At 71.6% G+C, this 25,427-nt stretch carries 20 protein-coding genes and 1 pseudogene; 8 read left to right on the forward strand and 13 right to left on the reverse strand.

Annotated features, from left to right (window positions below; genetic code table 11):
• Positions 1–84: 84 nt before the first annotated feature.
• Positions 85–381, forward strand: a pseudogene (locus ABH931_RS05720) (response regulator transcription factor); the annotation flags it as partial.
• On the opposite strand, the gene manA reads toward ABH931_RS05720, so the two are convergent.
• The 10 genes from manA to ABH931_RS05770 form a co-directional block, all read right to left on the reverse strand.
• Positions 370–1,626, reverse strand: coding sequence for a mannose-6-phosphate isomerase, class I (gene manA / locus ABH931_RS05725; RefSeq protein WP_370110509.1), 1,257 nt, complete (start codon positions 1,624–1,626; stop codon positions 370–372). The pseudogene ABH931_RS05720 and the gene manA overlap by 12 nt on opposite strands.
• Positions 1,614–2,489 carry an amidohydrolase gene (locus tag ABH931_RS05730; RefSeq protein WP_370110510.1) on the reverse strand — a complete coding sequence of 292 codons (876 nt, stop codon included), beginning with the start codon at positions 2,487–2,489 and terminating at the stop codon, positions 1,614–1,616. The genes manA and ABH931_RS05730 overlap by 13 nt, the downstream gene beginning before the upstream one ends.
• Positions 2,486–2,797: an L-rhamnose mutarotase gene (locus ABH931_RS05735; protein WP_370110512.1), complete on the reverse strand. Its 312-nt coding sequence runs from the start codon at positions 2,795–2,797 to the stop codon at positions 2,486–2,488. The genes ABH931_RS05730 and ABH931_RS05735 overlap by 4 nt, the downstream gene beginning before the upstream one ends.
• Positions 2,794–3,450 (reverse strand): lactate utilization protein C, encoded by a 657-nt coding sequence (locus ABH931_RS05740; protein ID WP_370110513.1) that lies wholly within the window; start codon positions 3,448–3,450, stop codon positions 2,794–2,796. Before ABH931_RS05740 ends, ABH931_RS05735 begins: the two co-directional genes overlap by 4 nt.
• Positions 3,450–4,925 carry a lactate utilization protein B gene (locus ABH931_RS05745; protein ID WP_370110515.1) on the reverse strand — a complete coding sequence of 492 codons (1,476 nt, stop codon included), beginning with the start codon at positions 4,923–4,925 and terminating at the stop codon, positions 3,450–3,452. The genes ABH931_RS05740 and ABH931_RS05745 overlap by 1 nt, the downstream gene beginning before the upstream one ends.
• Entirely contained in the window at positions 4,922–5,662 is a 741-nt protein-coding gene (locus ABH931_RS05750) for a (Fe-S)-binding protein (protein ID WP_370110517.1), read from the reverse strand. Before ABH931_RS05750 ends, ABH931_RS05745 begins: the two co-directional genes overlap by 4 nt.
• Positions 5,662–6,669 (reverse strand): aldo/keto reductase, encoded by a 1,008-nt coding sequence (locus ABH931_RS05755; RefSeq protein WP_370110518.1) that lies wholly within the window; start codon positions 6,667–6,669, stop codon positions 5,662–5,664. The genes ABH931_RS05750 and ABH931_RS05755 overlap by 1 nt, the downstream gene beginning before the upstream one ends.
• Positions 6,670–6,803: 134 nt before the next feature.
• On the reverse strand, positions 6,804–7,592 hold the full coding sequence (locus ABH931_RS05760) for an SDR family NAD(P)-dependent oxidoreductase (RefSeq protein WP_370110520.1): 789 nt from the start codon (positions 7,590–7,592) through the stop codon (positions 6,804–6,806).
• Complete coding sequence (locus ABH931_RS05765; protein WP_370110522.1) at positions 7,589–8,968, reverse strand: enolase C-terminal domain-like protein; 1,380 nt, start codon at positions 8,966–8,968, stop codon at positions 7,589–7,591. Before ABH931_RS05765 ends, ABH931_RS05760 begins: the two co-directional genes overlap by 4 nt.
• A complete protein-coding gene (locus tag ABH931_RS05770) occupies positions 8,965–9,834 on the reverse strand; it encodes a fumarylacetoacetate hydrolase family protein (RefSeq protein ID WP_370110523.1) in 870 nt (289 codons plus the stop codon). The genes ABH931_RS05765 and ABH931_RS05770 overlap by 4 nt, the downstream gene beginning before the upstream one ends.
• Positions 9,835–10,038: 204 nt before the next feature.
• Between ABH931_RS05770 and ABH931_RS05775 the strand changes: the two genes are divergently transcribed.
• Positions 10,039–10,716, forward strand: a complete 678-nt coding sequence (locus tag ABH931_RS05775) for a FadR/GntR family transcriptional regulator (protein ID WP_370110524.1) — start codon at positions 10,039–10,041, stop codon at positions 10,714–10,716.
• A 13-nt stretch (positions 10,717–10,729) separates the two neighbouring features.
• On the opposite strand, the gene ABH931_RS05780 is transcribed toward ABH931_RS05775, so the two are convergent.
• The 3 genes from ABH931_RS05780 to ABH931_RS05790 form a co-directional block, all read right to left on the reverse strand.
• Complete coding sequence (locus tag ABH931_RS05780) at positions 10,730–12,361, reverse strand: CocE/NonD family hydrolase (protein WP_370110526.1); 1,632 nt, start codon at positions 12,359–12,361, stop codon at positions 10,730–10,732.
• 40 nt (positions 12,362–12,401) lie between these two features.
• Positions 12,402–15,242 carry a hypothetical protein gene (locus ABH931_RS05785; RefSeq protein ID WP_370110528.1) on the reverse strand — a complete coding sequence of 947 codons (2,841 nt, stop codon included), beginning with the start codon at positions 15,240–15,242 and terminating at the stop codon, positions 12,402–12,404.
• Between the two features lie 458 nt (positions 15,243–15,700).
• Positions 15,701–16,723, reverse strand: coding sequence for a LacI family DNA-binding transcriptional regulator (locus ABH931_RS05790; protein ID WP_370110530.1), 1,023 nt, complete (start codon positions 16,721–16,723; stop codon positions 15,701–15,703).
• A 185-nt stretch (positions 16,724–16,908) separates the two neighbouring features.
• Between ABH931_RS05790 and ABH931_RS05795 the strand changes: the two genes are divergently transcribed.
• The 6 genes from ABH931_RS05795 to ABH931_RS05820 all read left to right on the forward strand — a co-directional run bounded on the left by ABH931_RS05795 (position 16,909) and on the right by ABH931_RS05820 (position 25,397).
• Complete coding sequence (locus ABH931_RS05795) at positions 16,909–18,189, forward strand: ABC transporter substrate-binding protein (RefSeq protein ID WP_370110532.1); 1,281 nt, start codon at positions 16,909–16,911, stop codon at positions 18,187–18,189.
• A 90-nt stretch (positions 18,190–18,279) separates the two neighbouring features.
• A complete protein-coding gene (locus ABH931_RS05800) occupies positions 18,280–19,170 on the forward strand; it encodes a carbohydrate ABC transporter permease (protein WP_370110534.1) in 891 nt (296 codons plus the stop codon).
• On the forward strand, positions 19,167–20,081 hold the full coding sequence (locus ABH931_RS05805) for a carbohydrate ABC transporter permease (protein WP_370110536.1): 915 nt from the start codon (positions 19,167–19,169) through the stop codon (positions 20,079–20,081). The genes ABH931_RS05800 and ABH931_RS05805 overlap by 4 nt, the downstream gene beginning before the upstream one ends.
• Entirely contained in the window at positions 20,078–22,723 is a 2,646-nt protein-coding gene (locus tag ABH931_RS05810; RefSeq protein WP_370110537.1) for a hypothetical protein, read from the forward strand. The genes ABH931_RS05805 and ABH931_RS05810 overlap by 4 nt, the downstream gene beginning before the upstream one ends.
• Before the next feature lie 44 nt (positions 22,724–22,767).
• Positions 22,768–24,471: a class I mannose-6-phosphate isomerase gene (locus ABH931_RS05815; RefSeq protein ID WP_370110539.1), complete on the forward strand. Its 1,704-nt coding sequence runs from the start codon at positions 22,768–22,770 to the stop codon at positions 24,469–24,471.
• Positions 24,468–25,397 carry an ROK family protein gene (locus tag ABH931_RS05820; protein WP_370110541.1) on the forward strand — a complete coding sequence of 310 codons (930 nt, stop codon included), beginning with the start codon at positions 24,468–24,470 and terminating at the stop codon, positions 25,395–25,397. Before ABH931_RS05815 ends, ABH931_RS05820 begins: the two co-directional genes overlap by 4 nt.
• Positions 25,398–25,427: the final 30 nt, after the last annotated feature.

Genomic DNA, 25,427 nt, shown 5'->3' on the forward strand with positions numbered 1-25,427 from the left:
CGCCTCGTGGCCCAGCACGCACCTCCCGGCGACGAGCGCGGCCACGGCCTGCGCGGCATGCGGGAGCGCATGCAGATCGTCGGCGGCACGCTGGACGCCGGCCCGCGTGCCGAGGGCGGCTTCCGCGTCAGTGCCGAGCGGGAGCGCCAGATCGTCCGTCTGGTGGCCACGGGCCTGTCCAACGACGACATCGCCGACGACCTCCAGGTCAGCCCACACACCGTCAAGACCCACACGAAGCGGGCCATGGCGAAGCTCCATGCCCACGACCGGGCCCAGCTGGTCGTGATCGCCTACGAGAAGGGACTGGTCCAGCCCAGTCACAGCGCCGGCCCGGAGGCTGGGTCCGTGACGTGGGATGGCAGGGGCTCACCGCGATGACGACCGGGGACGGGCCGTACGGGTCGGCAGGTTGACCGTCGCCCGGAAGAGCATTCCAGAGCCGTCGAGGCTCGTCGCGTGAACGACGGTACCGTCGGCGGCGACGAAGCAGGACTGACCGGATGTCAGCGTCAGGCACGCGCCGGACGCGTCCGTCAGCAAGGCGCGCCCCTGGGTGCAGAGCAGGATCTGCGGGGTGTCGGTCGGCAGCGATATGACGTTCTCGGGACCGAGCCGGTAGCGGGAGAGCCGGAACTCGTCGATCGATACCGGGTAGAGCTCCTCGCCGGTGTCTTCCACCGCTGGCTGCGGCCGAATGACGACCGGATCGCTCGCCCGGAAATCGACCACCCGCAGCAGCTCGGGAACATCGATGTGCTTGGGCGTCAGCCCGGCTCGCAGCACGTTGTCCGAGTTGGCCATCAGTTCCACGCCCAGGCCGCGGAAGTACGCGTGGGGCACTCCCGGGCCCAGGAAGAGGGCGTCGCCGGGGACGAGAGCCACGTGGTTGAGCAGGAGTGCCGACAGCAGGCCCGGGTCGGCGGGGTGGTGGTCGGCCAGAGCTGCGTAGTCCCTCAGCATGGCCGCCTCCGGTGCGGTCGGGCTCACGTCGGCCAGGCGCAGAAGGGCGCCACGGGTGGCAGCGACCAGCTTCACCACGATGCCGTTGTCACGGGTGAGTGCCCAGGTCATGGCCTGGCGCAGCGCCGTCTGCTCCGGCCGGGCCCGCAGGACGTCGACGAGTGGACGCAGGGTCGGCACCCCGAGCCGCTCCAGCAGCCGCGCTGTCGCCTCGGGGGAGCGGAAGCCGCACACCCCGGTGAACTCCTCCAGCGCGCACAGCATCTCGGGCTTGTGGTTCGCGTCCTTGTAGTTGCGCTCGCGGGCGTCCAACGGCACCCCGGCCGCCTCCTCGGCGGCGAACCCGGCGCGTGCCTGGACCAGGTCCGGGTGCACCTGGATCGAAAGGGGCTCCTGTGCCGCCAGCACCTTGAACAGGAACGGCAGCGCCGGCCCGAAACGCGCGACCGTCCGCGCACCCAGCTCACCCGTCGGGTCGGCCGCGATCACGTGGTCGAGGGAACGGACGCCCGCGCCACGGTCCACACCTGACGGGGCTCCGGGGTGCGCCCCCATCCACAGCTCCGCCTGCGGCTCACCGCTCGGCTCGACACCGAGCATCGCCGGAATCGCCGTGCGCGACCCCCAGGCGTAGGGGCGGATGGTGGTCATCAGGCGATCCATGGATCCGCCAAGCGATAGACACGTTCGGCGTTGCCACCGAGCACGTCCCGCAGCTCGTCGGGGGTGAGCTGGAGGAGCAGGTCCCGTGTGGTGGCGACCACGCGGGAGTAGTCGGTCGAGAGGGTGGAGACGGGCCAGTCCGAGCCGAACAGCAGTCGGCCCGGGCCGAACGCGTCCAGCGCGGTGTCGACGAACGGGCGCAGGTCCGCCGGCTGCCAGTGCCGCCAGTCCGCCTCCGTCAGCAGCCCGGACACCTTCGCCACCGTGTTCGGGAGCGCCGCGAAGGCCCGCAGGTGTCCGGCCCATGGGGCGAGTGCGCCCGCCGCGACGGGTGGCTTGCCGAGGTGGTCGAGGACGAACCCGGTACCCGGCAGGGAGATCGCCGCCGCGGTGGCGACGGGCAGCTGGTCGGCCGTGATGACCAGGTCGTAGGCGAGGCCCGCCGCGCTGACGGCTCGCAGTCCACGTTGTACGTCCGGGCGGAGCAGCCATTCGGGGTCGGGCTCGCTCTGCACCTGGTGGCGGATGCCGACGAGGTGCCGTCCGCCCGGGCCTGCCTGGAGCGAGGCGAGGGCGTCGGCGACGTCGGGGGCCGTGAGGTCGGTCCAGCCGACGACGCCCGCCACCAGCGGATCGTCGGCCGCGAGAGCCAGGAACTCCGGTGTCTCGCCGGGCAGGCAGACCGTCTGGACGAGGATCGTGGCGTCGACCCCGGCGGCCTTCGCCTGCGGGCGCAGTTCGTCCAGGTCGAAGGTGCGCCGTAGGGGGGCCAGCGCGGGCCCGGTGATCCAGTCCTGGTCGCGGACCGTGAGGTCCCAGACGTGGTGGTGCGCGTCGATGACGCGCGGGGCCGTGGCGGTCACAGCTGCCACACCACGGGGAGCGGGGCGTCGGCGCCGCCGGCCGAGTAGTCGTGGGCGACGTCGAGAAGCTTTGCCATCCGGCTCTGCCAGGCGACGTTGACGGGCAGTTCGCCCAGCGCGGCGATCAGCCTCGCGTAGTCGTCGACCTCCAGGACGTGGAAGAGCTCGGTGCCGCTGCGCCAGATGGTCCACTCGGTCGCCCCGGCGGCGCGGATGGCGGCGACGAGCTCCTCGGGGACCTCCTGGTGAGCCTGCTCGTAGGCGGCGACCTGGTCCGCGCGCACGCGGGTGTGCAGGGCGACTCTCATCGCTGCTCCTCGGAAGGGTGGACGATCAGGACGTCGAGGGTGCGGGGCCCGTGCACGCCCTCGACGCGGTCGAGTTCGATGTCGCTCGTCGCGGACGGCCCGGAGACGAACGTCAGCGGCCGGGCCGGGTCGAGGGCGGCGAGGGCGTCCGGCACGTCGCCCGCGACCTGCTCGGACCGCACCACGCAGAGGTGGTAGTCCGGCAGCAGGGTGAGCACGCGTCGGCCCTGGCCGGGGCCTGCGTCGAGGACGACGGTGCCGGTGACCGCGATCCCGACGGCCGCGGTGGTGAGGACGGCGTCGGCCGCCTCCAGCGCTGGGATGCCGAGCGGTTCGCGCAGCACCGTCCACGGGCCGTCGGGCAGCAGCTGGTCGGGGAAGCCGTCCGGGACGACGAGGGAGGTGACGCCGCGCGCGGTCAGCCGTGCGGCGATCGCCTCCCGGGCCGCCTCGTCGGGGCCGGTCTCGGTGACGTGGGCGCGGTAGTCGGCGACGCGCTCGGCGAAGAGCGCGACCACAGCGGCGCTGTCGGCGTCGTCTGCGTGGCTGCGGCGGTAGTCGCGGGGCGCGGGCAGGTCCTGCGGGGTCTCCTCGGCCGGCACGTCGGCGAGGGCGGCGCGGATGCGCCCGAGGACGGTGTCACGGGCCGTCATCACTGGTCTCCTGACGGGTGGGTCCGCTGCCACCAGGCGCGGAAGGACTCCTGGGGCGGCGCGGGCGTGTCGCGGGCGTCGGTCCATGCGTGCAGGGGGCCGGGCAGTGGGCCGATGACGCCCCTGCGGGCGAGCACGCGTCCGCCCAGGGCGGCGGCCTTCTGGGCGGCGCGGAGGCGGCCGGGCGAGGCGAGGACGGCGGTGGCGGCCTTCATGGCGAGGGCCTCCGCGCTCGGGATGCGGCGCTCGGCGCGCTCGGCTTCGACCACCCGCGCCCGCAGGTGGGTGAGCACCTCCGGGATGTTGATCTTCACAGGGCAGGCGTCGTAGCACGCGCCGCAGAGCGTGGACGCGAACGGGAGCGTCGCCGCACTGCTTTTCGTGTCGCCGTCGACGCCGACGAGCTGGGGGGTGAGGATCGCGCCGATGGGGCCCGGGTAGACGGAGCCGTAGGCGTGGCCGCCGGTGCGTTCGTAGACGGGGCAGACGTTCAGGCAGGCGGAGCAGCGGATGCAGCCGAGTGCCTGCCGTCCGACGGTGTCGGCCAGCGTGGCGGTGCGGCCGTTGTCGAGCAGGACCAGGTGGAACGTCTGCGGGCCGTCGCCGGGCGTGACGCCGCGCCAGGTGGAGGTGTAGGGGTTCATCCGCTCACCGGTGGAGGAGCGCGGCAGCAGTTGCAGGAAGACCTCCAGGTCCTCCCACTGCGGCAGCACCTTCTCGATGCCCATGACGGTGATCAGAGTCTCGGGCAGGGTCAGGCACATGCGCCCGTTGCCCTCGGATTCGACCACGCCGATCGTCCCGGTCTCCGCGATCGCGAAGTTGGCGCCGGAGACGGCGACCTTGGCGCGCAGGAACTTCTCGCGCAGATGCAGCCGGGCCGCCTCGGCCAACGCGCGCGGGTCGTCGGTCAGATCGTCGGGGGCCGGGCGCCCCCATGCGGCCATGCTCCGCAGGAAGATCTCGCGGATCTCGGCGCGGTTGCGGTGGATCGCGGGCACCAGGATGTGGGAGGGACGGTCGTCGCCGAGCTGGACGATCAGCTCGGCCAGGTCGGTCTCGTAGGCACGGATCCCGGCCTCCTCCAGGGCTTCGTTGAGGCCGATCTCCTGCGTGGCCATCGACTTGACCTTCACGACCTCCGCCGCGCCGGTGGCGCGGACGAGTTCGGTGACGATCCGGTTGGCCTCCGCCGCGTCGGCGGCCCAGTGCACGACGCCCCCGGCCTTGGTGACCGACTCCTCCAACTGCAGCAGGTGCCGGTCCAGATGGCGCAGCGTGCGGCGCTTGATCGCGGCGCCGGCCTCGCGCAAGGCCTCCCAGTCGTCCAACTCACCCGTCACCGCGAGGCGTTTGTCGCGGATCGTCGTGGTGGCCTTGCGCAGGTTGCGGCGCAGTTGGGCGTCGCCGAGAGCGGTCCGTGCGGCCTCGGGAAAACCGGGGCTGCCGAGCCAGACCACGTTGTCGGGGCTCAACGGGTCGCTCCTTCCGTCGAGGCGAGGATTTCGGCCAGGTGAAGGGTCCCGATGCCGGTCCGCAAGCGGGAGAGCCCGCCGCCGATGTGCATCAGGCAGGAGTTGTCGGCCGCGCACAGCACGTCGGCGCCGGTGGTGACGACGCTGCGCATCTTGTCGCCGAGCATCGCGGTCGAGGTCTCCGCATTCTTCAGGGCGAAGGTGCCGCCGAAGCCGCAACAGGAGTCGGCGCCCGGCAGTTCGACCAGGTCGATGCCGCGGACCGCGCGCAGCAGCGCGAACGGCTTGTCGCCCAGCCGCAGCCCGCGCAGCGAGTGGCAGGTCGGGTGGTAGGTGACGCGGTGCGGGAAGAAGGCGCCGACGTCGGTGACGCCGAGGACGTCGACGAGGAACTCGGCGAACTCGTACACGCGCGGCGCCACTTCGGCCACCTGCCGCTCCAGGCCCGGGTCGCCGGACTGCCGCGCGAGCACGCCGTGGTACTCGCGGACCATGCCCGCGCAGGACGCCGAGGGCGTCACCACCGCGTCGTAGCCGGCGAACGCCTGCGCGAACCCGCGCACCAGCGGCACGGCCTCGGGCCGGTAGCCGGTGTTGAAGTGCATCTGGCCGCAGCAGGTCTGCGCGAGCGGGAACTCGACCGAGTGCCCGAGCCGCTCCAGCACCGTGACGACGGCCTTCCCGGTCTCCGGGAACATCGTGTCGTTGAAGCATGTGACGAACAGGGCAATACGCATCAGCTCATTCTCCGCTTCCCTGCGCCGGCCGGCAGCGGAGCATCCACCGGCAGCAGTTCCTCGACCCGCAGCGCACCCCACAGCTGCGCCGGGATCTCCACCGAGGCCATCGCTGCCGCGTCGCGCACCTCCGCCGCGCTGCGCGCGCCGACCAGGATGCCGTCGACAGCCGGGTGGCCCAGCGGGAACTGGAGCGCCGCGGCGCGCAGCGGCACGTCGAACTCCCGGCAGAGGGCCTTCAGACGCAGCGCGCGGTTCAGCAACTCCGGCGAGGCAGGCGCGTAGTCGAAGGTGGCGCCGGGCTTCGGATCAGCGAGGAGGCCGGAGTTGAAGACGCCGCCCACGAGCACCGAGACACCGCGCCGGACGGCGTCCGGGAGCAACCGGTCCAAGGCGGTCTGATCGAGCAGGGAGTAGCGGCCCGCCAGCAGCACGACGTCGACGTCGGTCTCCCGGACGAAGCGGTCCAGCATGCGGGTCTGGTTCATCCCCGCGCCGATCGCGCCGACCAGACCCTCGGCGCGCAGGCGTTCCAGTTCCGGATAGGCGGACCCGAACGCCTGCTCCTCGTGGTCGTCGGGATCGTGCAGGTACACGATGTCGATCCGGTCGAGGCCGAGCCGGGTCAGGCTGTCCTCGATGCTGCGGCGAACTCCGTCGGCGCTGAAGTCCCACACCCGCTCGACGTCCGACCGGACGGCGAAGCCCTGGGCGAGGTCGTCGACGGGCGGCTGCGCCGTCGGGCGCAGCAGGCGACCGACCTTGGTCGAGACGACGTACTGGTCGCGCGGGCGCTCGCGCAGGGCCGAGCCGAGGCGGCGCTCGGACAGGCCGAGCCCGTAGTGCGGGGCGGTGTCGAAGGAGCGGACGCCGCAGTCCCAGGCCGCGTCGACGGTGCCGCGGGCCTGCTCGTCGCTCAGCGCGGTGAACAGGTTGCCCAGCGGGGCCGCACCGAGGGAGAGTTCGGTGACGCGGGTGGCGCTGCGCCCGAGTGGGGTGGTGCGCATGATCGGGTTGCCTTTCGAAGCTGACGGTCGGTCGGACGGTACCGCGTGGCACCCTCACATCGACTGCGGTCCGGCCGGGGTTCCGGCCTGACGGGCCGGCTTGTCCGGCCGGAGGGTTACCGCAGTTACCGCAGTTACCGCGCACCGGGGCGCAGCCGCAGGCCGGCCATGCCGCCGTCGACGGCCAGGGCGGTGCCGGTCGTGGAACCGGCCAGTGGGCTGGCCAGGTAGGCGACCGCGGCAGCCACCTCATCCGCCGAGACAAGTCTCCCGTGGGGCTGCCGGGCTTGCAGCGCGGCACGCTCGGCCGCCGGGTCGGCGGCTGCGCCGAGAAGGCGGCCCACCCACGGGGTGTCGACGGTGCCGGGGTTGACGCAGTTCACCCGGATGCCCTCACCGATGTGGTCGGCGGCCATGGCCAGGGTCAGCGAGAGGACCGCGCCCTTGCTGGCCGAGTAGAGCGCCCGCTGCGGCAGCCCGGCGGTCGCCGCGATCGAGCAGGTGTTGACGATCGCCGCGCGCCCGGAGGCGCGCAGGTGGGGGAGGGCGGCGCGGGTGGTGCGGACGATGCCGAGCACGTTGACGTCGAGCACCCGGTGCCACTGCGCGTCGTCGTTGTCCTCGACCGTGCCCGCCGCGCCGATGCCGGCGTTGTTGACCAGGATGTCCAGGCCGCCGAGCGCGTCCACGGCCGCGTCGACAGCCGCACGGACGGAGACGTCGTCGCTCACGTCCGCGGTGAAGCCGAGGAGCGGCTCCTCCACGTCGCCCGGGTGGAGGTCGAGCACCGCCACCGTGGCGCCGCGTGCGGCGAGCAGCCGCGCCGTGGCCAGGCCGATGCCGGACGCGCCCCCGGTGACCACCGCCCGCAGGCCGTTGAGGTCCGCGAGGGCGGTGAGGGAGGCGAGGGGGGCGAGGCTCATGCCGGGACCTCCGCCGTCTCGATCTGGCCCTGCGCCAGGTCCTCGGCCCAGAACACCCCGTCGGGGTAGCGGAACGTGTCGATCGCCTCCGGGCGCAGGGCGGCGGAGAACCCCGGCAGGGTGGGCGCCACGTAGTGCCCGTCGCGGATGACGGCGGGGTCCACGAAGTGCTCGTGCAGGTGGTCGGCGAACTCGATGGCGCGTCCCTCGGTACTGCCCGAGAGCGCGACGTAGTCGAACATCGAGAGATGGCGGACCAGTTCGCACAGCCCGACGCCACCGGCGTGCGGGCAGACGGGGATGCCGAACGCGGCGGCGAGCAGCAGGATCGCCAGGTTCTCGTTCACGCCGCCGACCCGGGTGGAGTCCAGTTGCAGCACGTCGATGGCGCCGGCCTGGAGCAGCTGTTTGAAGACGACCCGGTTCTGCACGTGCTCGCCGGTGGCGACCCGGATCGGGGCGACGCGCGCGCGGATGGCGGCGTGGCCCAGCACGTCGTCCGGGCTGGTCGGCTCCTCGATCCAGTACGGGTCGAACTCCGCGAGCGCGTTGGTCCAGGCGACGGCCTCGTCGACGTTCCAGCGCTGGTTGGCGTCGATGGCCATCCGCACGTCCGGTCCGATGGTGGCGCGCGCGGTGCGGCAGCGGCGGACGTCGTCGGCCAGGTCGGCGCCGACCTTCAGCTTGATCTGGCGGAAGCCGTCGTCGAGCGCCTTGGTGGCGAGACGGACGAGCTTCTCGTCGGAGTAGCCGAGCCAGCCGGGCGAGGTGGTGTAGGCGGGATAGCCGGTGGCGGTCAGTTCGGCCGTGCGCCGCGCCGCGCCGTCCCGGCCGCGCTGGAGCAGGCCCAGCGCCTGCTCGGGGGTGAGCGCGTCGGCGATGTAGCGGAAGTCCACCTGGGAGACCAGCCACTCCGGTTCGGCCTCGGCCAGGAACCGCCACAGCGGCAGTCCGGCGCGCTTGGCGGCCAGGTCCCACACCGCGTTGACGACGGCGCCGACGGCCATGTGCATCACGCCCTTCTCCGGCCCCAGCCACCGCAGTTGGCTGTCGCCGTTCAGGTCGCGGTAGACGGAGCCCGGGTCCGCGCAGACCTCGGCGACCGAGCGGCCCACCAGGTAGGGGCGCAGCGCCTCGATGGCCGCCACCTGCACGTCGTTGCCGCGGCCGATGGTGAAGGTGAAGCCATGGCCCTCCAGGCCGTCGCCCGCGTCGGTGCGCAGCACCAGGTAGGCGGCGGAGTAGTCGGGGTCGGGGTTCATCGCGTCGGAGCCGTCCAGCTCGCGCGAGGTGGGGAAGCGGATGTCGTAGGTGTCCAGCGCGGTGATCCGCGCGGCGGCGGCCGCTGAGGGTGAGGACAACGGAGTGCCTTTCATGCCTGGGTGAGGAGTTGGCGCTGGGTGCCGAGCCGGTCGATCTCCAGCTCGACGCGCTGGCCGGGGCGCAGGTAGGGGTGGTCGGGCAGGCCCAGCGCGACTCCGGCCGGGGTGCCGGTGTTGATCACGTCGCCGGGCTCCAGCACCAGGTACTGGCTGAGGTAGCGGACGATCTCGGCGACGTCGAAGATCATGTTCTTGGTGTGGCCGTCCTGCCGGGGCACGCCGTCCACCGACAGCCGAAGCCCGAGTTCCTGCGGGTCGCCGACCTCGTCGGCCGTCACCAGCCAGGGCCCGAGCGGGTTGAACGTCTCGCAGGACTTGCCGAGGTCCCACTGACCGGAGAACTCCAGCTGGAACTCCCGCTCGGAGACGTCGTTGCTGATGGCGTAGCCGGCGACGCAGGCCAGCGCCTCCTCGCGGGAGCCGAGATAGCGGGCACGGCGGCCGATGACGACGGCGAGCTCCACCTCCCAGTCGGTCTTCACCGAACCGCGGGGGATCAGCACCTCGTCGTACGGGCCGACCACCGTGCCGGGGTCCTTCATGAAGACCACCGGCCGTGGCGGGATTGCGGCGCCGGTCTCCTCCGCGTGGTCGCGGTAGTTGAGGCCGATGCAGACGACCTTGCCGGGACGGGCGACCGGAGCGCCGAAGCGCCAGCCCACCGCCGGGGGCACGAGCTCCGGGAGCACGCCCTCGGCGAGCGCCGTGCGCACGCGGTCGAGCCCGCCGGAGGCGAGGAACGGCCCGTCGATGTCCGGAGTGACGTCCGTCAGGTCCAGGTAGCGGGGGCGACCGTCGGCGACGGCCTCCAGCAGGGCCGGCCGTTCGGCCCCGGGGGCCCCGATGCGCAGCAGTTTCACGGTGCAGAACCTCCGCGGTGCGGGGAAGAGGGAGCAGGAAGGGGGAGCGAGTCGCCCTCGATACCTCCGATGAATGAGGGAGGGCGTGCGGTGAATCTACGAGCATGAGGTCATCCGCGCAAGCATTCATCCGACTATTGCTGTCAGTCATCCGATGAATGATGATGGAGGTGAGTCCCCGCCCCAGATCCGAGGAGCACCACGATGGCCTTGACCGACCAGGCGATCGACAAGATCAAGGCCATGATCGTGTCCGGTGAGCTGCCGCCGGGCTCGCGCCTGCCCAAGGAGGGCGAACTCGCCCTCCAGCTGGGCCTGTCCCGAAGCTCCCTGCGCGAGGCGGTGCGCGCCCTGACGGCGATGCAGATCCTGGTCACCCGCCAGGGCGACGGCACCTACGTCTCCGACCTCGAACCGCGGCGGCTGCTGGAGAACCTGTCCTTCGTCTCCGACGTCTCGCGCGGGGCCACCGCGCTCCACCTGCTCCAGGTCCGCCGGATGCTCGAACCGCAGGCGGTCGCCCTCGCCGCCACCCGCGCGACCAGCGCCGACCTGGAGGCGCTGCAGCGGATCCTCGACAGCGGCAGCGCGGTCCAGGACGCCGAGGACTTCATCCGCTGCGACATGGCCTTCCACCGCGCCATCGCCGACCTGGTGGGCAACCCCGTACTGACGGCCATCCTCGACATGCTCTCCACGCACACCCAGCGGGTCCGCATCCTGCGCGGGACGACGGCCGCGCAGGCGATCGAGCACGCCCAGCGCGAACACGAGATGATCCTCACCGCCCTGCGCGACAGGGACGCCCAACTGGCAGCCGCCACGGCCGCGGTGCACGTCGCCGCACTGGTGCAGTGGGTGCGCGGCTCCCTCGACGGCTGACGCGTCGGCGACATCAGGGGCTCCCGGCGGGGGGCCGACGCGGGACCACGGGCAGGACGAGCCGGGACGGCCGCGCGGCGTCGTGGAACACCCGCTGCTCCGACGCCTCCAGGGTCCGGTCCCAGCGCGGAAAGCAGCTGGAGGCGATCTGCAGACGGACGCGGTGCCCCGGCCGGAACACGTAGGCGGTGGACCACAGGTCGATCGCGTGTTCCCGCGCCCGGTCCGCGCCGACGCCGACTCCGTGGTCGACGTGACGGTCGACGTCCCGGGCGCGCAGGATGCCGTCGGTGATGTTCCGGGACACCCCCTGCGGGTCGACGTCGCACAGGCGAGCCACCCAGTCGGTGGTGGCCGCGCTCGAATCAGCGACCAAGTGGACGCTGATACGGCCCATCACCTCCAGCGGCTCGGTCAGCGGTTCGCCGGTGTAGACGAGCACGTCCTCGCGCTGTTCGACCCCGGCCTGGTCGAGCGGGCCGGGCGGGAGGCCGGGCGCCATCAGCAGCGCCCCTCCGTGCGTCGGGACCGGGTTCTCCGGGTCGTGGCGGAAGAGGTCGGGAGGCGAGTCCCGCTCGGGGGCGTCGCGCGACAGCCGGCCGTCCTGGTGGAGGTGCCAGGGCACCTGGACGGACTCCGGAGGCCAGGTCTCCAGGCGGCGCCAGTGGTCGGCGCCGAGCACGTACACCAGCACCGGCGGCTCGGGCGGGTCCTGGCCGCCGTCCTGCCCGAGGTGCCGGTCGAACCAGTCGAGCTCGCGCGAGAGCAGGAAGTCCGGCCCGTCGACGCCGCCGGACTGGTCGGTGTGCGACCAGGGCCCGACGATCAGGGCCGCAGGCGTCCCGGCGCGACGGGCGGCGGTGTAGCTGTCCAGGCCGCCCTGGAGGAAACAGTCGAACCACCCCGCGACGACCAGCACCGGCGGCATCCGGAGACCGTGAGGCGAGCCGGGCGCGGGCGCGGGCGCGGGCAGCGGCAGGCCCAAGCGACGCAGGCTGGGCGGGCGTTCCGCCGGAAGCTCCCAGTAGGTGCGGGTGACCAGGTCCTCGACGGCCGCGTCCAGTTCGGTGCGCGCCCACCTCCGCTCGGTGGGACGGTCCGCGTACCGGCGCTCCAGCACGTCGTACCCGAGCGTGAGCGTCCAGTGCGTCACCAGCCCCAGCTCGACGGCGCCGCCCCGGGCGAGCAGTCCGTCGTACGGGTCCCACCACGTGAGTTCCGGCGCGGCGGCGCACAGCTCGGGCGGCTGCGTGGCGATCGCCGCCCACTGGGTGTGGCCCAGATAGCTGGGCCCGTACAGGACGACCCGGCCGTCCGCGCCCGGAAGCCGGGAGGCCCACCGGACGGTGTCGTGTCCGTCGGCGCTCTCGTGGGCGAGCGGTGCCCAGCGCCCGTCCGAGCGGAAGCGCCCGCGGCAGTCCTGGACGACGACCAGGTAGCCACGGCGCGTGGCGGCCCACGGGTCGAGGCGGGCCAGGACGCCGGGGTCCTGTTTGCCGTACGGCGTGCGGGCCAGCAGCACCGGCCAGGGTCCGGCGCCCGCCGGGCGGTAGAGGTCCGCGCGCAGGACGGTGCCGTCGCGCATCGTCGCCTCCACGTCGACGTCGGCCTCGCGCCGCACGACGGGGGGAGTGGGATGCGCCACGGCACCTCCTGCCTCTGGGACCGGCTCGCGCCGGTACGGGTCAGCTGATGGTCAGGTCGTCGATGTAACCGCGGTAGCCACCGGTCGAGTTGGGGTTGTCGTAGCCGACCAGCAGCCGGCTGATCTGCTTGTTGGCGTTGTTGGTCCCCAGGTTGACGGTGACGTGGTTCCAGGTGTCGAGCGTCAGGTGGCCGCACTGCTGGGCCGGGTGGATGCCGTGTCCGTTCTGGTCCACGGCGCCGGAGTCCCGCAGGGTGCTGCCGTCAGTGAAGATCATGTCGACGGCGACGCATTCGCTGTTGGTGGAGCCCGCGGCGACGTACGGAGTGGTGGCGCTGCTCTGCGGATAGATCCAGTAGCTGAGGGTCTTGCCGGAGCCGATCGCCAGCGGGGCGCCGCTGAGGTCGTAGATCTTGAGGTAGGCGTGCACGGCGCTGCCGCCCTGCCCGGAGCCGGAGTACATCAGGGAGCCGGTGCCCGTGTGGGCGGTCTCCCCGGTGCGGATCCCGGCCTCGGGGCCGGTCAGGCCGCAGCAGAGTCCGGTGACGGAGGAGAGGCCGCCGCCGGTCGAGTCCACGGTGTCGGTCCAGGTCAGCGCCGGGTCGGTCGACTCGAAGCCCGAGCTGAAGCTGGAGGTGGAGCCGGTACTGGTCTGCAGGGGCTGGGTCAGCTCGGTCTGGATGGTGGACAGCGAGGTGCCGGCGGGGGCGAGGTCGAGCGTGTCACCGGCGGAGGTGGCGATGGTGATCTTCGTTCCGGAGACGGTGCCGGTATCGGTCCCGTTGCGGTAGACCTCGACGTTGCCCGACCACGGGTTGGTGAAGGTGAGGTTGCCGCCGTTCTGGCTGACGACCCGGGCGTACTGGACGGTGTTGCCGGCCAGGCTGCTGGAGATCTCGAAGTTGCCGTAGGCGAGCAGGTCACCGAACTTGGCGTTGGTGTTGGCGGGCCAGTCCGGGAAGAACTTGATGTCGTTCTGGAAGGACTGGAGCAGCATCTCGTCCAGGCCCGAGGTGGTGACGTTGATGTTCTCGATGCCGCCGCCGTTGTGGTGGACGGCCATGTTGGGGTAGCTCTGGCTGGTGGCCTCGTTGTCCAGGTTGCTCAGGATCGTGCTGGGGTTGTAGCCGACGCGGGCCGCGGCGGCGTAGAAGGTGGCGGGGGCGTTGCCGCCGTGCCAGGCGTTGGTGAGCGCGCCGATGGTGTTCTGCGCGGTGGAGAGCAGGGTCGAGCTGGAGTCCAGGCCGACGAGGCTGCCGGGGTAGATCGCCTGGGAGTCGATGTCGTTGCCGTCGTTGTAGAAGTCGCTGCCGACCTCGGTCTCACGCAGGATCGTCTGGCCGTTCAGCGTCATCGTGGGCAGGGCGCTGAGGTGCGAGACGATGTTCTGCCAGGTGGCCCGGGTGGTCGCGTCCTGGTTCAGCGCGGTGCTCATGTCGATCAGGCCCTGGAAGAGCAGGTGGACGAGGCCCAGGGAGAGGCCGGAGTTGGTCTGCGGGTAGGCCTGGTCCTCGTGCGGGGCGTCGTTGGTGATCACGTACCGGTTGTTGGTGGCGTCCCAGGTCAGGTAGTTCTGCCAGAACAGGCCGACCTGCTTGAGCCAGGGGTACACGGTGTTCGCGTACGTGGTGTCACCGGTGTACTCGAAGCGCATCACCATGTCGCTGGCGAGGTTCGCCGCGTCGGACTTCTGGTTGTGCAGGTTCGTGTCCGCGCTGGTGCCCTTCGGCGACAGGCCCACCGGGTAGAGCACGCCCGTGTAGCCGTTCGACGTGGCCAGCGACTGGCCGGCCGACTGCCAGTCGAGGACCGGCTGGTCGTAGGCGGCCATCTGCGCGACGTGGTTGGTGGACAGCGCGGCGTAGAACGGGGCCTCGTAGTTGTAGTTGGTGTGGTAGTCACCGTTCCAGTTCATGGCGCCGGTGATCCAGTTGCCCCACAGGCCCGGGGCGAACTTGCCGGAACGGGAGACGCAGGCCAGCAGGTAGAGCGAGCCGTACCAGCTCTTCTCGACGGCCTTGTCGGGGATCTCGACGAAGGACTGCGACCAGTAGCTCTGCCACCAGGAGCGGTGTGCGGCGTTGTGGTTGTCCACGTCCGTCTGCGCGAGGTTCTGGACCAGCGCGTCGGCGCCCGACTGCCACGAGGAGCTGTCGATGCTGGAGACGATCCCGGTGACCAGCGTCGCCGTGCTGCCCGGTTGCAGGGACATGCTGAGGGTGTTGCCGGAGATCGTCTGGGCCGACCCGATGATCCGGGCGGCCATCCGGGCGTGCGGGTCGCTGCCGGTGCCGGTGTCCGCGTAGACGTCGGCGTCCAGGTCGTTGCCGGTGGTGGAGACGGTCGGCGTGCCGCCGGAGCCGTTCTGGAGCGAGATGCCGATGTTCTGCGCGCTGCCGCCGGTGAGCGTGAACGAGGTGACGACGGTGCCGGAGTTCGCGTCGACCCAGCTGCTGGTGGCCAGCGTCTGGCCGTTGAGGGTGTAGGTGCCGTCGACCTCGGCGTGGGCGATGTCCTGCACGACCTTGTAGGACGAGCCGCTCAGCCCGGAGGCGTTGATCACGATCCGGCCCAGGGGCTTGATCGCGTGGCTGGAGGAGGAGAAGAAGTCGTTCTTGCCGACGTACAGCGTCTGGTTCGCGATCGACCCGCCGACGGCCACGCCGAGGTCGCCGTTGCCCAGCAGGGGCGCGTCGACGGTCTCACCGCTGGTCAGCTGCGTCGGCGGGGTGGTCCACACGCCGGTGTACTGCTGGGCGATGCGCCAGGCCTGGTTGGCGGTGACCGTGTCCGCCAGTGCGGGGCTCGACAGTGCCGTGGTGACCATGGCACCGGCGAGCCCCATCACGGTGGCGACGCTGATCAGCCTCCTGGGTCGCACTCTCAGCTTCATGACCTGACCTCTCATCCGCGGGGTGGGGAGATGGAAGTCGCCTGGTGCGCAGGGAGAACCGCAGGGAGAACCCTTGTTCGGCGGGAACGCCGCGGGAACGCCGCAGACCGCGACACCGGGACCGGGCCCTCACGCGCATGGCGGAATCGACGGGATGAGGGCCGGTGGCGAAATAACGTTATCGCGGAGGATTGCGGGTGCCCCGGGCGCGTGTCAAGACTCCGGTAACCCGGCGGTGATCCCCCGGAAACCCCGGGAAGCGGCCCGGAAGCCCCCGAAAGCTAGGCCGTGTCTGACAATTCCCGTCGGGCCCTCGCCGCCTGGCGCCGCACCTCGCTGCGTTGTCGGGCCCGGCCGAGTACATCCGGTACGAGGCCGACCCTCCGCCTTGCGATGCACGGCGCCAGACGACGAGGGCTGATCCGACGCGAATTGTCAGACACGGCCTAGGGCCTCACCTCGCCCGAGCCGCGGACCTTCAAGGTCACCGGTACGACCACGGTCTGGACCGGGCGGCTCGGGTCGGCCATCCGGGCCCGGAGCAGTTCGACGGCCGTCCGGCCGATCGTGAAGGTCTCCTGGGCGACCACGGTGAGGGCCGGCTGGAGGAGGTCGGCGAGGGGCACCTCGTCGAAGCCGACGATCGCCAGCTGCGCGGCGGCCTGCGGGCCCAGGCACCGCAGCGCCGTCAGCGTGGTGTCCATGTTGCCCGTGACCAGGGCGGTCGCCGGATCGTCGCCGTGCAGCACGCTGTCCAGGGCGGCGCAGACGCGCTCGGTGTTGATCGGGCCGGGGTGCACCAGACCCTCGATCGGCTGGCCGTGGGCCCGCAGCGCGGCGCGGAACGCGGCGGCGCGCTCCCGGCCCGAGAAGACGAGCTCGCTGTCGCCGATGTAGGCGATCCGGCGGTGCCCGTGCTGGGTGAGGTGGTGGAACGCGATGCCGATACCGGAGGCGTTGTCGGACATGACGCAGTCCACCGAGACGCCGCTCATCGGCCGGTCCATCGCGACCAGCGGCATGCCCGCGTCAAGCTCGGGCTGGAGGTAGGCGTGGTTCTCGCCGAAGGGCTCGACGATGATGCCGTCCAGGCGCTGGCGGCACATGGAGATCAGGATCTCCCGCTCGCGGGGCTCGTCGAAGTCGGTGGAGGCCGCCAGCAGCGTCAGCCCGCAGTCGCGGGCCGTCTGCTCGATGGCGGCCAGTTCCGCGTTGACCTCGGCGATCCTTCGCACGGCGGCGCCGATGGTCCCCGTGACGCCGGTGCGCAGCTGCCGCGCGCGCTCGTCGGGACGGAAGTTCAGGGCGGCGATGGCGGCCTCGACCTTGCTCACATATTCGGGCCCTACGGTGGGGTCGTTGTTGACCACCCGCGAGACCGTCCGGAGGGCCACCCCGGCCTCGCGGGCGACGTCGACCATCGTCGGCCGCTTCGGGCGGCCGCCGTTCCCGCCCCGTGCCTGACTCATGCCGCTGACTCCTCGTTCTTCCTGTGGACCGTTATCAGATCGACTCTTGACACATTCCCGCAACGCGAGCCTATCCTCGCGATAACGTTATCTCGAAGGTGACCAGGCGTCGATACGCACCACGATCCGCCCCCACCCCTCGGCATCCCTCATCGGGTCACATCACCCCCTCAGGAGAGACTCCCATGCGGCACACTCGTCTGACTGCGGCCTGCATCGCCGCAGGGCTCGCCCTGCTCACCGGATGCTCTGCCGCGTCGACCGGCGGCTCGACGGCTGCGGGCGGCACCACCCTGACGTACCTCACCTTCGAGACCCCCAGCCTGACCACGTCGTTCTGGGACACCTCGATCGCGAACGGCGAGAAGAAGGTCCCGGGTCTGACGATCAAGAAGATCGTCGCCCCCAGCACGGACCGTGACGCGTACGCCAAGCAGCTCCAGGCGTCCGGGCAGTTCCCCGACCTGCTCCAGTCGATCACGCCCTCGACGTTCGCCACGGCCGGCCTGCTCAAGCCGTACGACCAGAACTGGGTCAACGCCAACTTCATGCTGCCCATGGGCAACGCCTACAAGGGCAAGGTCTACATCCCGCCGACCAACTCCCAGATCATCCCCATGGTCTTCTACAACAAGAAGATGTTCGCCAAGGCCGGCATCACCGCCGTGCCGAAGACCTGGGCGGACTTCATGGCGGTCAACGCCAAGCTCAAGGCGGCCGGAATGACCCCGATCGAGCTCGGCGGCGGTGACCCCTTCGCCGCGTCGATGCCGCTGGTCGGCATCCTGTCCGCTGACGTGCTGGGCAAGGACCCGAACTGGCTGCAGGAGCGCTACGCCGGCAAGGTCCACTTCACGGACGCCAACGTGGAGGCGGCCGTGGCCAAGTACCGCACCATGGTCAAGAACGGTGACTTCGAGGACGGCGCGCTGGGCGTCAAGTACGCCGACTCGATCACCAACTTCACCTCCGGCAAGACCGCGATGTACATGATGGGCAGCTGGTTCCTGGGCTCCGTGCCCAAGGCCAACGCCGCCGACTTCGGCTCCTTCATGACCCCGACCGACGACGGCTCGCTCGTCGTGCCGTTCGCGGTCGGCGGTTCCATGGCCATCAGCGCCAAGACGGCCGACCCGGCCAAGGCCACCGCCTTCGCCGAGGCCTGGTCGCTGGACCCGGCCAACTACAAGACGCTGATCGAGGGCGACGGCGCGTTCCCCATGCTCAAGGGCAAGACCCTGGCCGACTACAACGTGAACGTCACCCAGGTCTTCAAGGACTCGTACGCCTACGTCACCGACCAGAACACCAAGGTCTCGGCGTTCGGCTGGGCGACCAACGACGACTCCATGCCCTCCGGCCTCAACGACGCCTTCTACGCGGCCAGCCAGGCGCTGTTCACCTCGGACGACGTGAACGGGCAGATGGCCAAGCTCGACGCCGCCTGGGACGCGGCCACCAAGTAGCAGCCCGTCTTCGCCTCCTCGCATCCGGCGCCGTGCCCCGCACCGGCACGGCGCCGGACTCCCTGCCGCCGATTCCTCAAGGGAAGAGCCATGACCACCCGAGCCCGCCCACGCCGCGGCGACCCCGCCCTCGGCGCCATCGCCGTCGTCGCGCTGGGCCTGTACGCCCTGTTCATCCTCGTGCCGGTGATCATGAGCGCCTGGAAGAGCCTGACCGACGAGAACCCGCTGCTGGCGCAGTCCCGCTTCGTCGGGATCGCCAACTACACGGAGATGACGCACGACAGCGCGCTGGCCGCGAGCCTCACGTTCACACTGATCCTCGCCGGTGCGGTGACGCTCGTCGCCAACGCGGCCGGGATCGGGTTCGCGACGCTGCTCAACAAGAGCTCGCTGAGCTTCCGGATGATGCGCACGGTGGCGTTCCTGCCCCAGGTGCTGTCCGGTGTGATCGTCGCCTTCGTCTGGCGCTACATCCTGGCCCAGGACGGCATCCTCAACAGCGTCCTGCTCTCGCTGGGGATCATCGGCAAGCCGGTCACCTGGCTCGGCACGCCCCACCTGGCGATGTTCTCCGTCGGCCTGGTCGCCGCCTGGGTGCTGACGGGGTTCACCACCGTGGTCCACCTCGCCGCGCTCCAGTCCATCCCGGTCGAGCTCTACCAGGCCGCGATGGTCGACGGGGCCGGCCGCTGGAAGCGGTTCCGGCACATCACCTTCCCGATGCTCGCCCCCGGTACGACGATCAGCGTCACCATCTCGCTGATCACCATGCTGAAGCTCTACGACATCATCGCGGTGCTCACCTCGGGCGGCCCCGCCGACTCCACGCAGTCCACCGCCCTCTACATCATCCAGCTCGCCTTCACCGACGACCGCTACGGCTACGCCTCGGCCGTCGCCATGCTGCTGCTCGTCGTCTCCGCGGGCATCGCCCTGACCGTCACCAGCCTGCTGCGCCGCAGGGAGGTCGAACTGTGACCGCACCGACCGAGCAGCGGACGGCCGCCCAGCGTCCGGCCGTCACCGTCACCCCCGCCGCCGTGACCGTGCCGCGCCGCGGCCTGCGGGCCTGGGCCACCAGGGGACACCTGGTGGCGGCGGGCCTGATCACGCTGGCCTTCGTCAGTCCGATCTACCTCACCCTTGTCAACGCGTTCAAGTCGCAGGACCAGATCATCCGCAACCCGGCGGCCCCGCCGGCGCCGCCGACCCTGGGGAACCTCACCGACGCCCTGTCGCGGCCCGACCGCATCATCGAGATCGGCCTGAGCAACTCCGCGGTCACCGTGATCGCCTCGGTGCTGCTGATCATCCCGCTCGGCTCCGCGTTCAGCTTCTGGCTGTCCCGGCGGTCCGCCCGCTTCCGGGGGATCGTGCTGGCCGGCTTCGCGGCCGGTCTGATGATCCCGCCCGCCGTGGTGCTGCTGCCCACGATCCGCATCCTGACCTTCCTGCACCTGGACCACACCTATCCCGGGCTGATCCTCGCCAACGTCGGTGGCGGCTACCTGTCCTTCGCGGTCTTCGTCTACTCCGGCTTCCTGCGCTCCGTCCCCGCCGAGGTGATCGAGGCGGCGACCGTGGACGGCGCCGGCAGCCTGCGGATCTGGTGGACGATCGTCATGCCGCTGCTGCGCCCGGCCACCGCCACCGTGACGATCTTCCTGTCGCTGTGGATCTGGAACGACTTCATGAACCCGCAGTTCATCCTCGGCCCGCTCAAGGGCCAGACGATCACCACCGGCATCTACCTGTCGGTCGGCCAGTACTCCACCAACTACGCGCAGCTGTTCGGCGTGATGCTGCTGGCGGCGGTCATCCCGGTCGCGAGCTACCTGACCCTGCAGAAGCAGTTCATCGCCGGACTCACCTCGGGAGCCGGCAAGTGACCACCAAGACCGAAGCGGCCCCCGTCGTCGAGGCCGCTGTCCCCGACCTGGACGCCGTGGCCGGACGCTGGGTCGGCCTGGACGAGATAGCCCACCTGCCGTCGCTGCGCAACCAGCAGGGCCAGGGCCACGTCAACCACGATCTGACCTCGCTGTCCTGGCTGGTCGCCCCGCCGTTCACGTTCGGCTACCACACCGGCGAACTGCGCGTGGACGGCTCCGTCCCGGCGGCCCAGCGCTTCCGCTGGAAGCCGTGGGGCGTCACCCGCGAGCACCGCGGCGACGGACTGCGGCTGAGCACCGACACCCGGATGGCACTCTCCCGGGACCTGCTGCTGTGGCGGGTCACCGTCACCAACGAGGGCGCCGACGCCAGGACCGTCGAGCTGTCCCAGGACCTGTTCGCCATGGTCGCCCACAGCGAGGTCGGCTACGGCTGGCTCTACGACGGCCCGTGGAACCACGGCCAGCACCACGACTTCATGGCACTGGAGCGAATCCGGGCCACCACCGGGGGCCGCGGCGGCTCCTACCTGCTCTCACCCGCCTCGCGAAAGCTCCGCCTCGGCCGGCCGCGTGTCCCCGGGATCCAGCGCGACGAGGACCACGGCCCGATGCTGCTGGACGACGCACTCCCCGCCCACGTCAGCCACGACAAGGAGCCCGAACCCCGCGTCGGCGTCGCGGGCACCGTCCGCGCACTCCGCATCGAGTCCGGTGACGGCACGTCGGTCCTCCGCGCCGACGACGCGATCACGCTGGCCGTCGAGGACGAGGCGACCCTGGACCCCTTCGCCCTCGCCCCCGGCCAGACGATCACCCTCGACCTGCGCCTGGACACCGAGGGTCAGACGGGCACCGTGCTCACCCACGGCAACCACCCCGACTCGCTGCAGATCGGACTGGACGGCGGCCGCCTCTGGCTCGGTATCACCGGGGAGCGGGAGCTCACCGACGCCGAGCCGCGCGCCGGGGAGTGGCACCGGGTCAGCGCCCGCATCGAGGCCGACCACGTCGCGCTGCACCTCGACGGCCAGGAGATCGCCCGCACCCGGCACTGGACCCGCTCGCGCCGCTGGACCGCGCGCCTGGACGGCCAGGCCGTCGCCATCGCGGACACCCGGTCCTCCGCTCGCGCCGCATACGCCTTCGCCGAAGGGCCGTCCAGCCTCCAGGCCGAGGGCCCCGGCGGCTGCGCCACCTGGACCGTCCGGATCGAGCCCGGCCAGAGCACGACCGTGGCGCTGGCCTGCGCCTACGGGACCGACGCCGCGACCGTCATGGCCGAGGCCCGCGCCGCGGCGGCGGACTTCGAGGGGACAGTGCGCGCGGGAGAGGAGGGCTGGCGGGCGCACTGGACCAACATGTTCACGCCGGGCAACGGCGACTTCTCCGGGCACCTGCCCGTGCTGACCACCGAGGATGCGGGTCTCGCGGAGACGTACTACCTCGGCGCGCTCCAGGCGCTGTACATGCGCAACATCCGGATCCGGCCGGGCGAGCCGGTATTCCTCACCGGCGGCCCGCGCCTCGGGCCCACCACCACGTACTTCTGGGACCACTGCGAGTGGAGCCGGATGTACGCGCTGCTGGAACCCGCCGGGCTGCGCTCGTGGCTGACCCGCGTCCTGGCCGGCCCTTACCGGGACTCCTTTGGCATAGAGGCGCGCAGCGGCGGACCGCTGGGCAACGCCTACAGCGCCAACGACCACGCCCTGTTCCGGCTGATCGAGCACTACGTCTGCCTCACCGGGGACACCGCCTTCCTCGACGTGGAGACCGGCGGGGCGACGGTCCTGGAACACCTGGAGCGGCTCGGCTTCGGCTGGCGCGACAAGCGCAGCGCCGCCACGGGCGGGGTCCTCGCCGACTTCGGTGACGACGCGTGGAACCTGCTGGAGTGCGTCCCCACCTATACCGGCGTCGTCGCCTCCTTCAACGGCGCCTACGTGGGGGCGACCCGCTCGCTCGCCGGCCTGTACCGGCAGCGCGGCCGCCACGAGGACGCTGCCCGGGCCGAGGCCGAGGCGGACGTGCTGGCCAAGGCGGTCCTCGACCTGTACGCCGGCGCGGGCCGCTGGCAGATCCGCCGCCCCGACGGCACCGACACGATCGGCCACTGCCTGGACTTCGGCCTGGTCTCGGCCCACCTGTACCGCGATCTCAGCGCGGACACGCGCCGCGAGATGGCCGACTTCGTCACCGACCGCCTGTTGGTGGGCGGTTGGATGCGCGCGCTGAGTCCGGACGACCCGATCGCGGCCGCCTCCGACCGGCCCGACCACGGCGCCGCCGGCGCGTTCTGCGCCTGGCCCGGCGTCACCGCCCACGGCCTGGCCCGCCTCGGCTACCGGGACCGGGCCGTCACGCTCCTGCGCGATCTGACCGCCGCGGCGTCGGGCGGTGTCTGGGGACAGGCCATGGAGATCGTCACCGGCCCGGACGGCGAGCACCGTGCCCAGGTCGCCGAACGCGGCGTCTCCAACCGCGACTGCATCGCGGGTGCGGCCGCGACCGAGGCGGTGCTCTCCGCACTGTTCGATCTCGACCCGAGCTTCGCCCACGGCGGCCCGGTCACGCGCCCGCACACGCTGACCGTCGAGGGGATCGGCACGCTGACCGGTTTCGGTCCGGCCGACTGAACGCCATCGCACATCGCACTTCCTCGAGAAAGGCCGACAGCACCATGTCGCTGGTTCGCGGCTACGAAGCCGAACCCTGTCACAGCGTCACCGCGGAGGTCGGTGCCGGATACCGTGAGGCCGTCGCCGGGCTCACCCCGGGGCTGGTCCTCGCCGTCGACGGCCCGGTCGCCGTCGACTGGGAGGCGGTCGCCGCCGGGGTCTGCGATGCCCTGGCCGCCCGCGAGATCGCGGCGAAGCCGCTCGACCTGCGTGAGCACTACGCCGACTGGCAGGACATCCTTGCCCTCACGGCGTCCGCCGTCCTGGAGGACGACCCGGACTTCGCGCCCCTCTCCCAGGCGGGACTGGCCGACTTCTTCGCCGGGACACCCGAGGTCCAGCCGGTTCCCGGCGGCGTGACCGTCGTCTTCGGCCCGGGCGCCGCGCTGGTCGCCCACGACCGGCTCTGGTATGCGGACCTGCCCAAGCGCTACGCCGAGGCCGCGATCACCGGCGGCACCGGCAGCAATCTGGGCCAGCCCGCCGGAAGCGGCGCCGGGACGACCCGCCGCCTGTTCTACATCGACTGGCCCGTCCTCGACCGGCACCGCGACACGATCCTCACCGACATCGACCTGTGGCTCGACACCCAGGACCCCGCGACGCCCGCCTGGCTCTCCGGACCGGCGCTGCGCGGCGCCCTGGCCGACCTGGCCACCCAGCCGTTCCGCACCCGGCCCACCTTCAACACCACGTCCTGGGGCGGACACTGGGCCCAGGAGGAGCTCGGCTTCAACCGCGAGGCCGCCAACACCGCTCTCGGCTACGAGCTCATCGCGCCCGAGAGCGGCATCCTCGTCGGCGGGCGGGAGGGTCCTCGGGTCGAGGTCCCGTTGCAGGCGCTGGTCGCGCTGCACCCCGAGCAGGTGCTCGGGGTGCCCGTGCACGCCGCGTTCGGCACCTCGTTCCCGATCCGCTTCGACTACCTCGACACCGTCGGCGGCGGCAACCTCTCCGTCCACTGCCACCCGCAACCGGACTACATGCAGCGGGTGTTCGGCTGGCCCTACACCCAGCACGAGACCTACTACATGATGCTCGGCGGGCCCGACCGCAAGGTGTTCCTGGGCCTGCACGAGGACGCCGACCTGGAGGCGTTCCGGCGCGAGGCGGACCACGCTTTCCACGACGGCGAGCCGTTCGACATCGAGCGCTACGTCCAGACCTTCCCGGCCGAGCAGCACCAGCTGTTCCTCATCCCCGGCGGTACCCCGCACGGCAGCGGCGAGGGCAACGTCGTGCTGGAGATCAGCGCCACGCCCTACCTGTACAGCCTCCGCTTCTACGACTGGCTGCGGAAGGACGGCGCCGGCCGGCCCCGTCCCGTCCATGTCGGCCACGCCTTCGAGAACCTCAACCGCGCCCGGGTGGGGGAGGCCGTTTCCCGCGACCTGGTCCAGCAGCCACAGGAGCTGCGTGCGGGGGAGGGCTGGCGTGAGGACGTGATCGGCCGGCTCCGCGAGATGTTCTTCGAGGTCCGCCGCTTCGAACTCGCCAACGACGCGACGGTCGAGGACAGCACCGACGGCCGCTTCCACATCGTCAACGTCGTGGAGGGTGCGGGCGTCCTGGTCGAGACGAGCGCCGGACACCGCTACGAGCTCGCCTACGCCGAGACCCTGACGGTGCCCGCCTGCGTCGGTGACTACCGCGTGCGCGCGCTCGGCACCGGCCCGGTTCGCTACGTCAAGGCCCTGGTGCGATGAGCCGTGATCACGGGAGTCTCGTCTCCGTCATGGACGTGGGCGGCACCCACGTGACGGCGGCGCAGGTGGACGTCGAGTCCCGCGCCCTCCGGGGTGGTCGGTCTTTCCGCGAACCGCTGGACGGCGACGGCAGCGCTGACGCGATCGTGTCGGCCCTGGTGCGGTGCGCCGCACGCCTGCCCGAGGGCGGGAGCGGACGCTGGGCCGTCGCCGTGCCGGGCCCCTTCGACTACGCGCGCGGCATCGGGCGCTACGAGGGGGTCGGGAAGTTCGACGCGTTGCGCGGTGTGGACCTCCGTGCCGCCCTGACCCGGCTGCTCCCCGGCGTCCGTGACGTCGGCTTCTGCAACGACGCGGACGCGTTCGTCCTCGGCGAGTGGTGGGCCGGGGCCGCGCGCGGACACCGCACGGTGGTCGGCATCACCCTGGGCACCGGCGTCGGCTCCTGCTTCCTGCACGACGGGCGCATTGTGCAGGCAGGTCCCGGCGTCCCGCCCGAGGGACGGATGCACCTGCTGCGTCACGCCGGACAGCCCCTTGAGGAGACCGTGTCGCGCCGCGCCCTGCGGCGCGCCTACGGGCAGGCCACGGGGAGCGCCTCCCCACCCGACGTGCGGGAGATCGCACTGCGGGCGCGCCAGGGTGACGCCGCCGCGGCCGGTGTCTTCTCTGAAGCGTTCCGCGTGCTGGGCCTGGTACTGGGCCCCGTGCTCGCGGCGTTCGACCCGTCGGTGCTCGTGATCGGCGGCTCCATCGCGTCGTCCTGGGACCTCGTGTCCGGACCGCTGCGCGAGGGACTGGCCGACGGGGTGCCCGCCCGAGCGGGCCGCGTCGCGGTGGTCGGAGCCGAACTCCCGGCAGCTGCCCCGCTGCTCGGCGCGGCGTACGCGGCGACGACCTCGCTCCGGGCGGTGGTCGAGCCGTGAACGCTTCGTTGCCAGGTTGATCCGGAGCCG

The sequence above is a fragment of the Streptacidiphilus sp. MAP12-33 genome, assembly GCF_041261265.1.
Lineage (GTDB): Bacteria > Actinomycetota > Actinomycetes > Streptomycetales > Streptomycetaceae > Streptacidiphilus.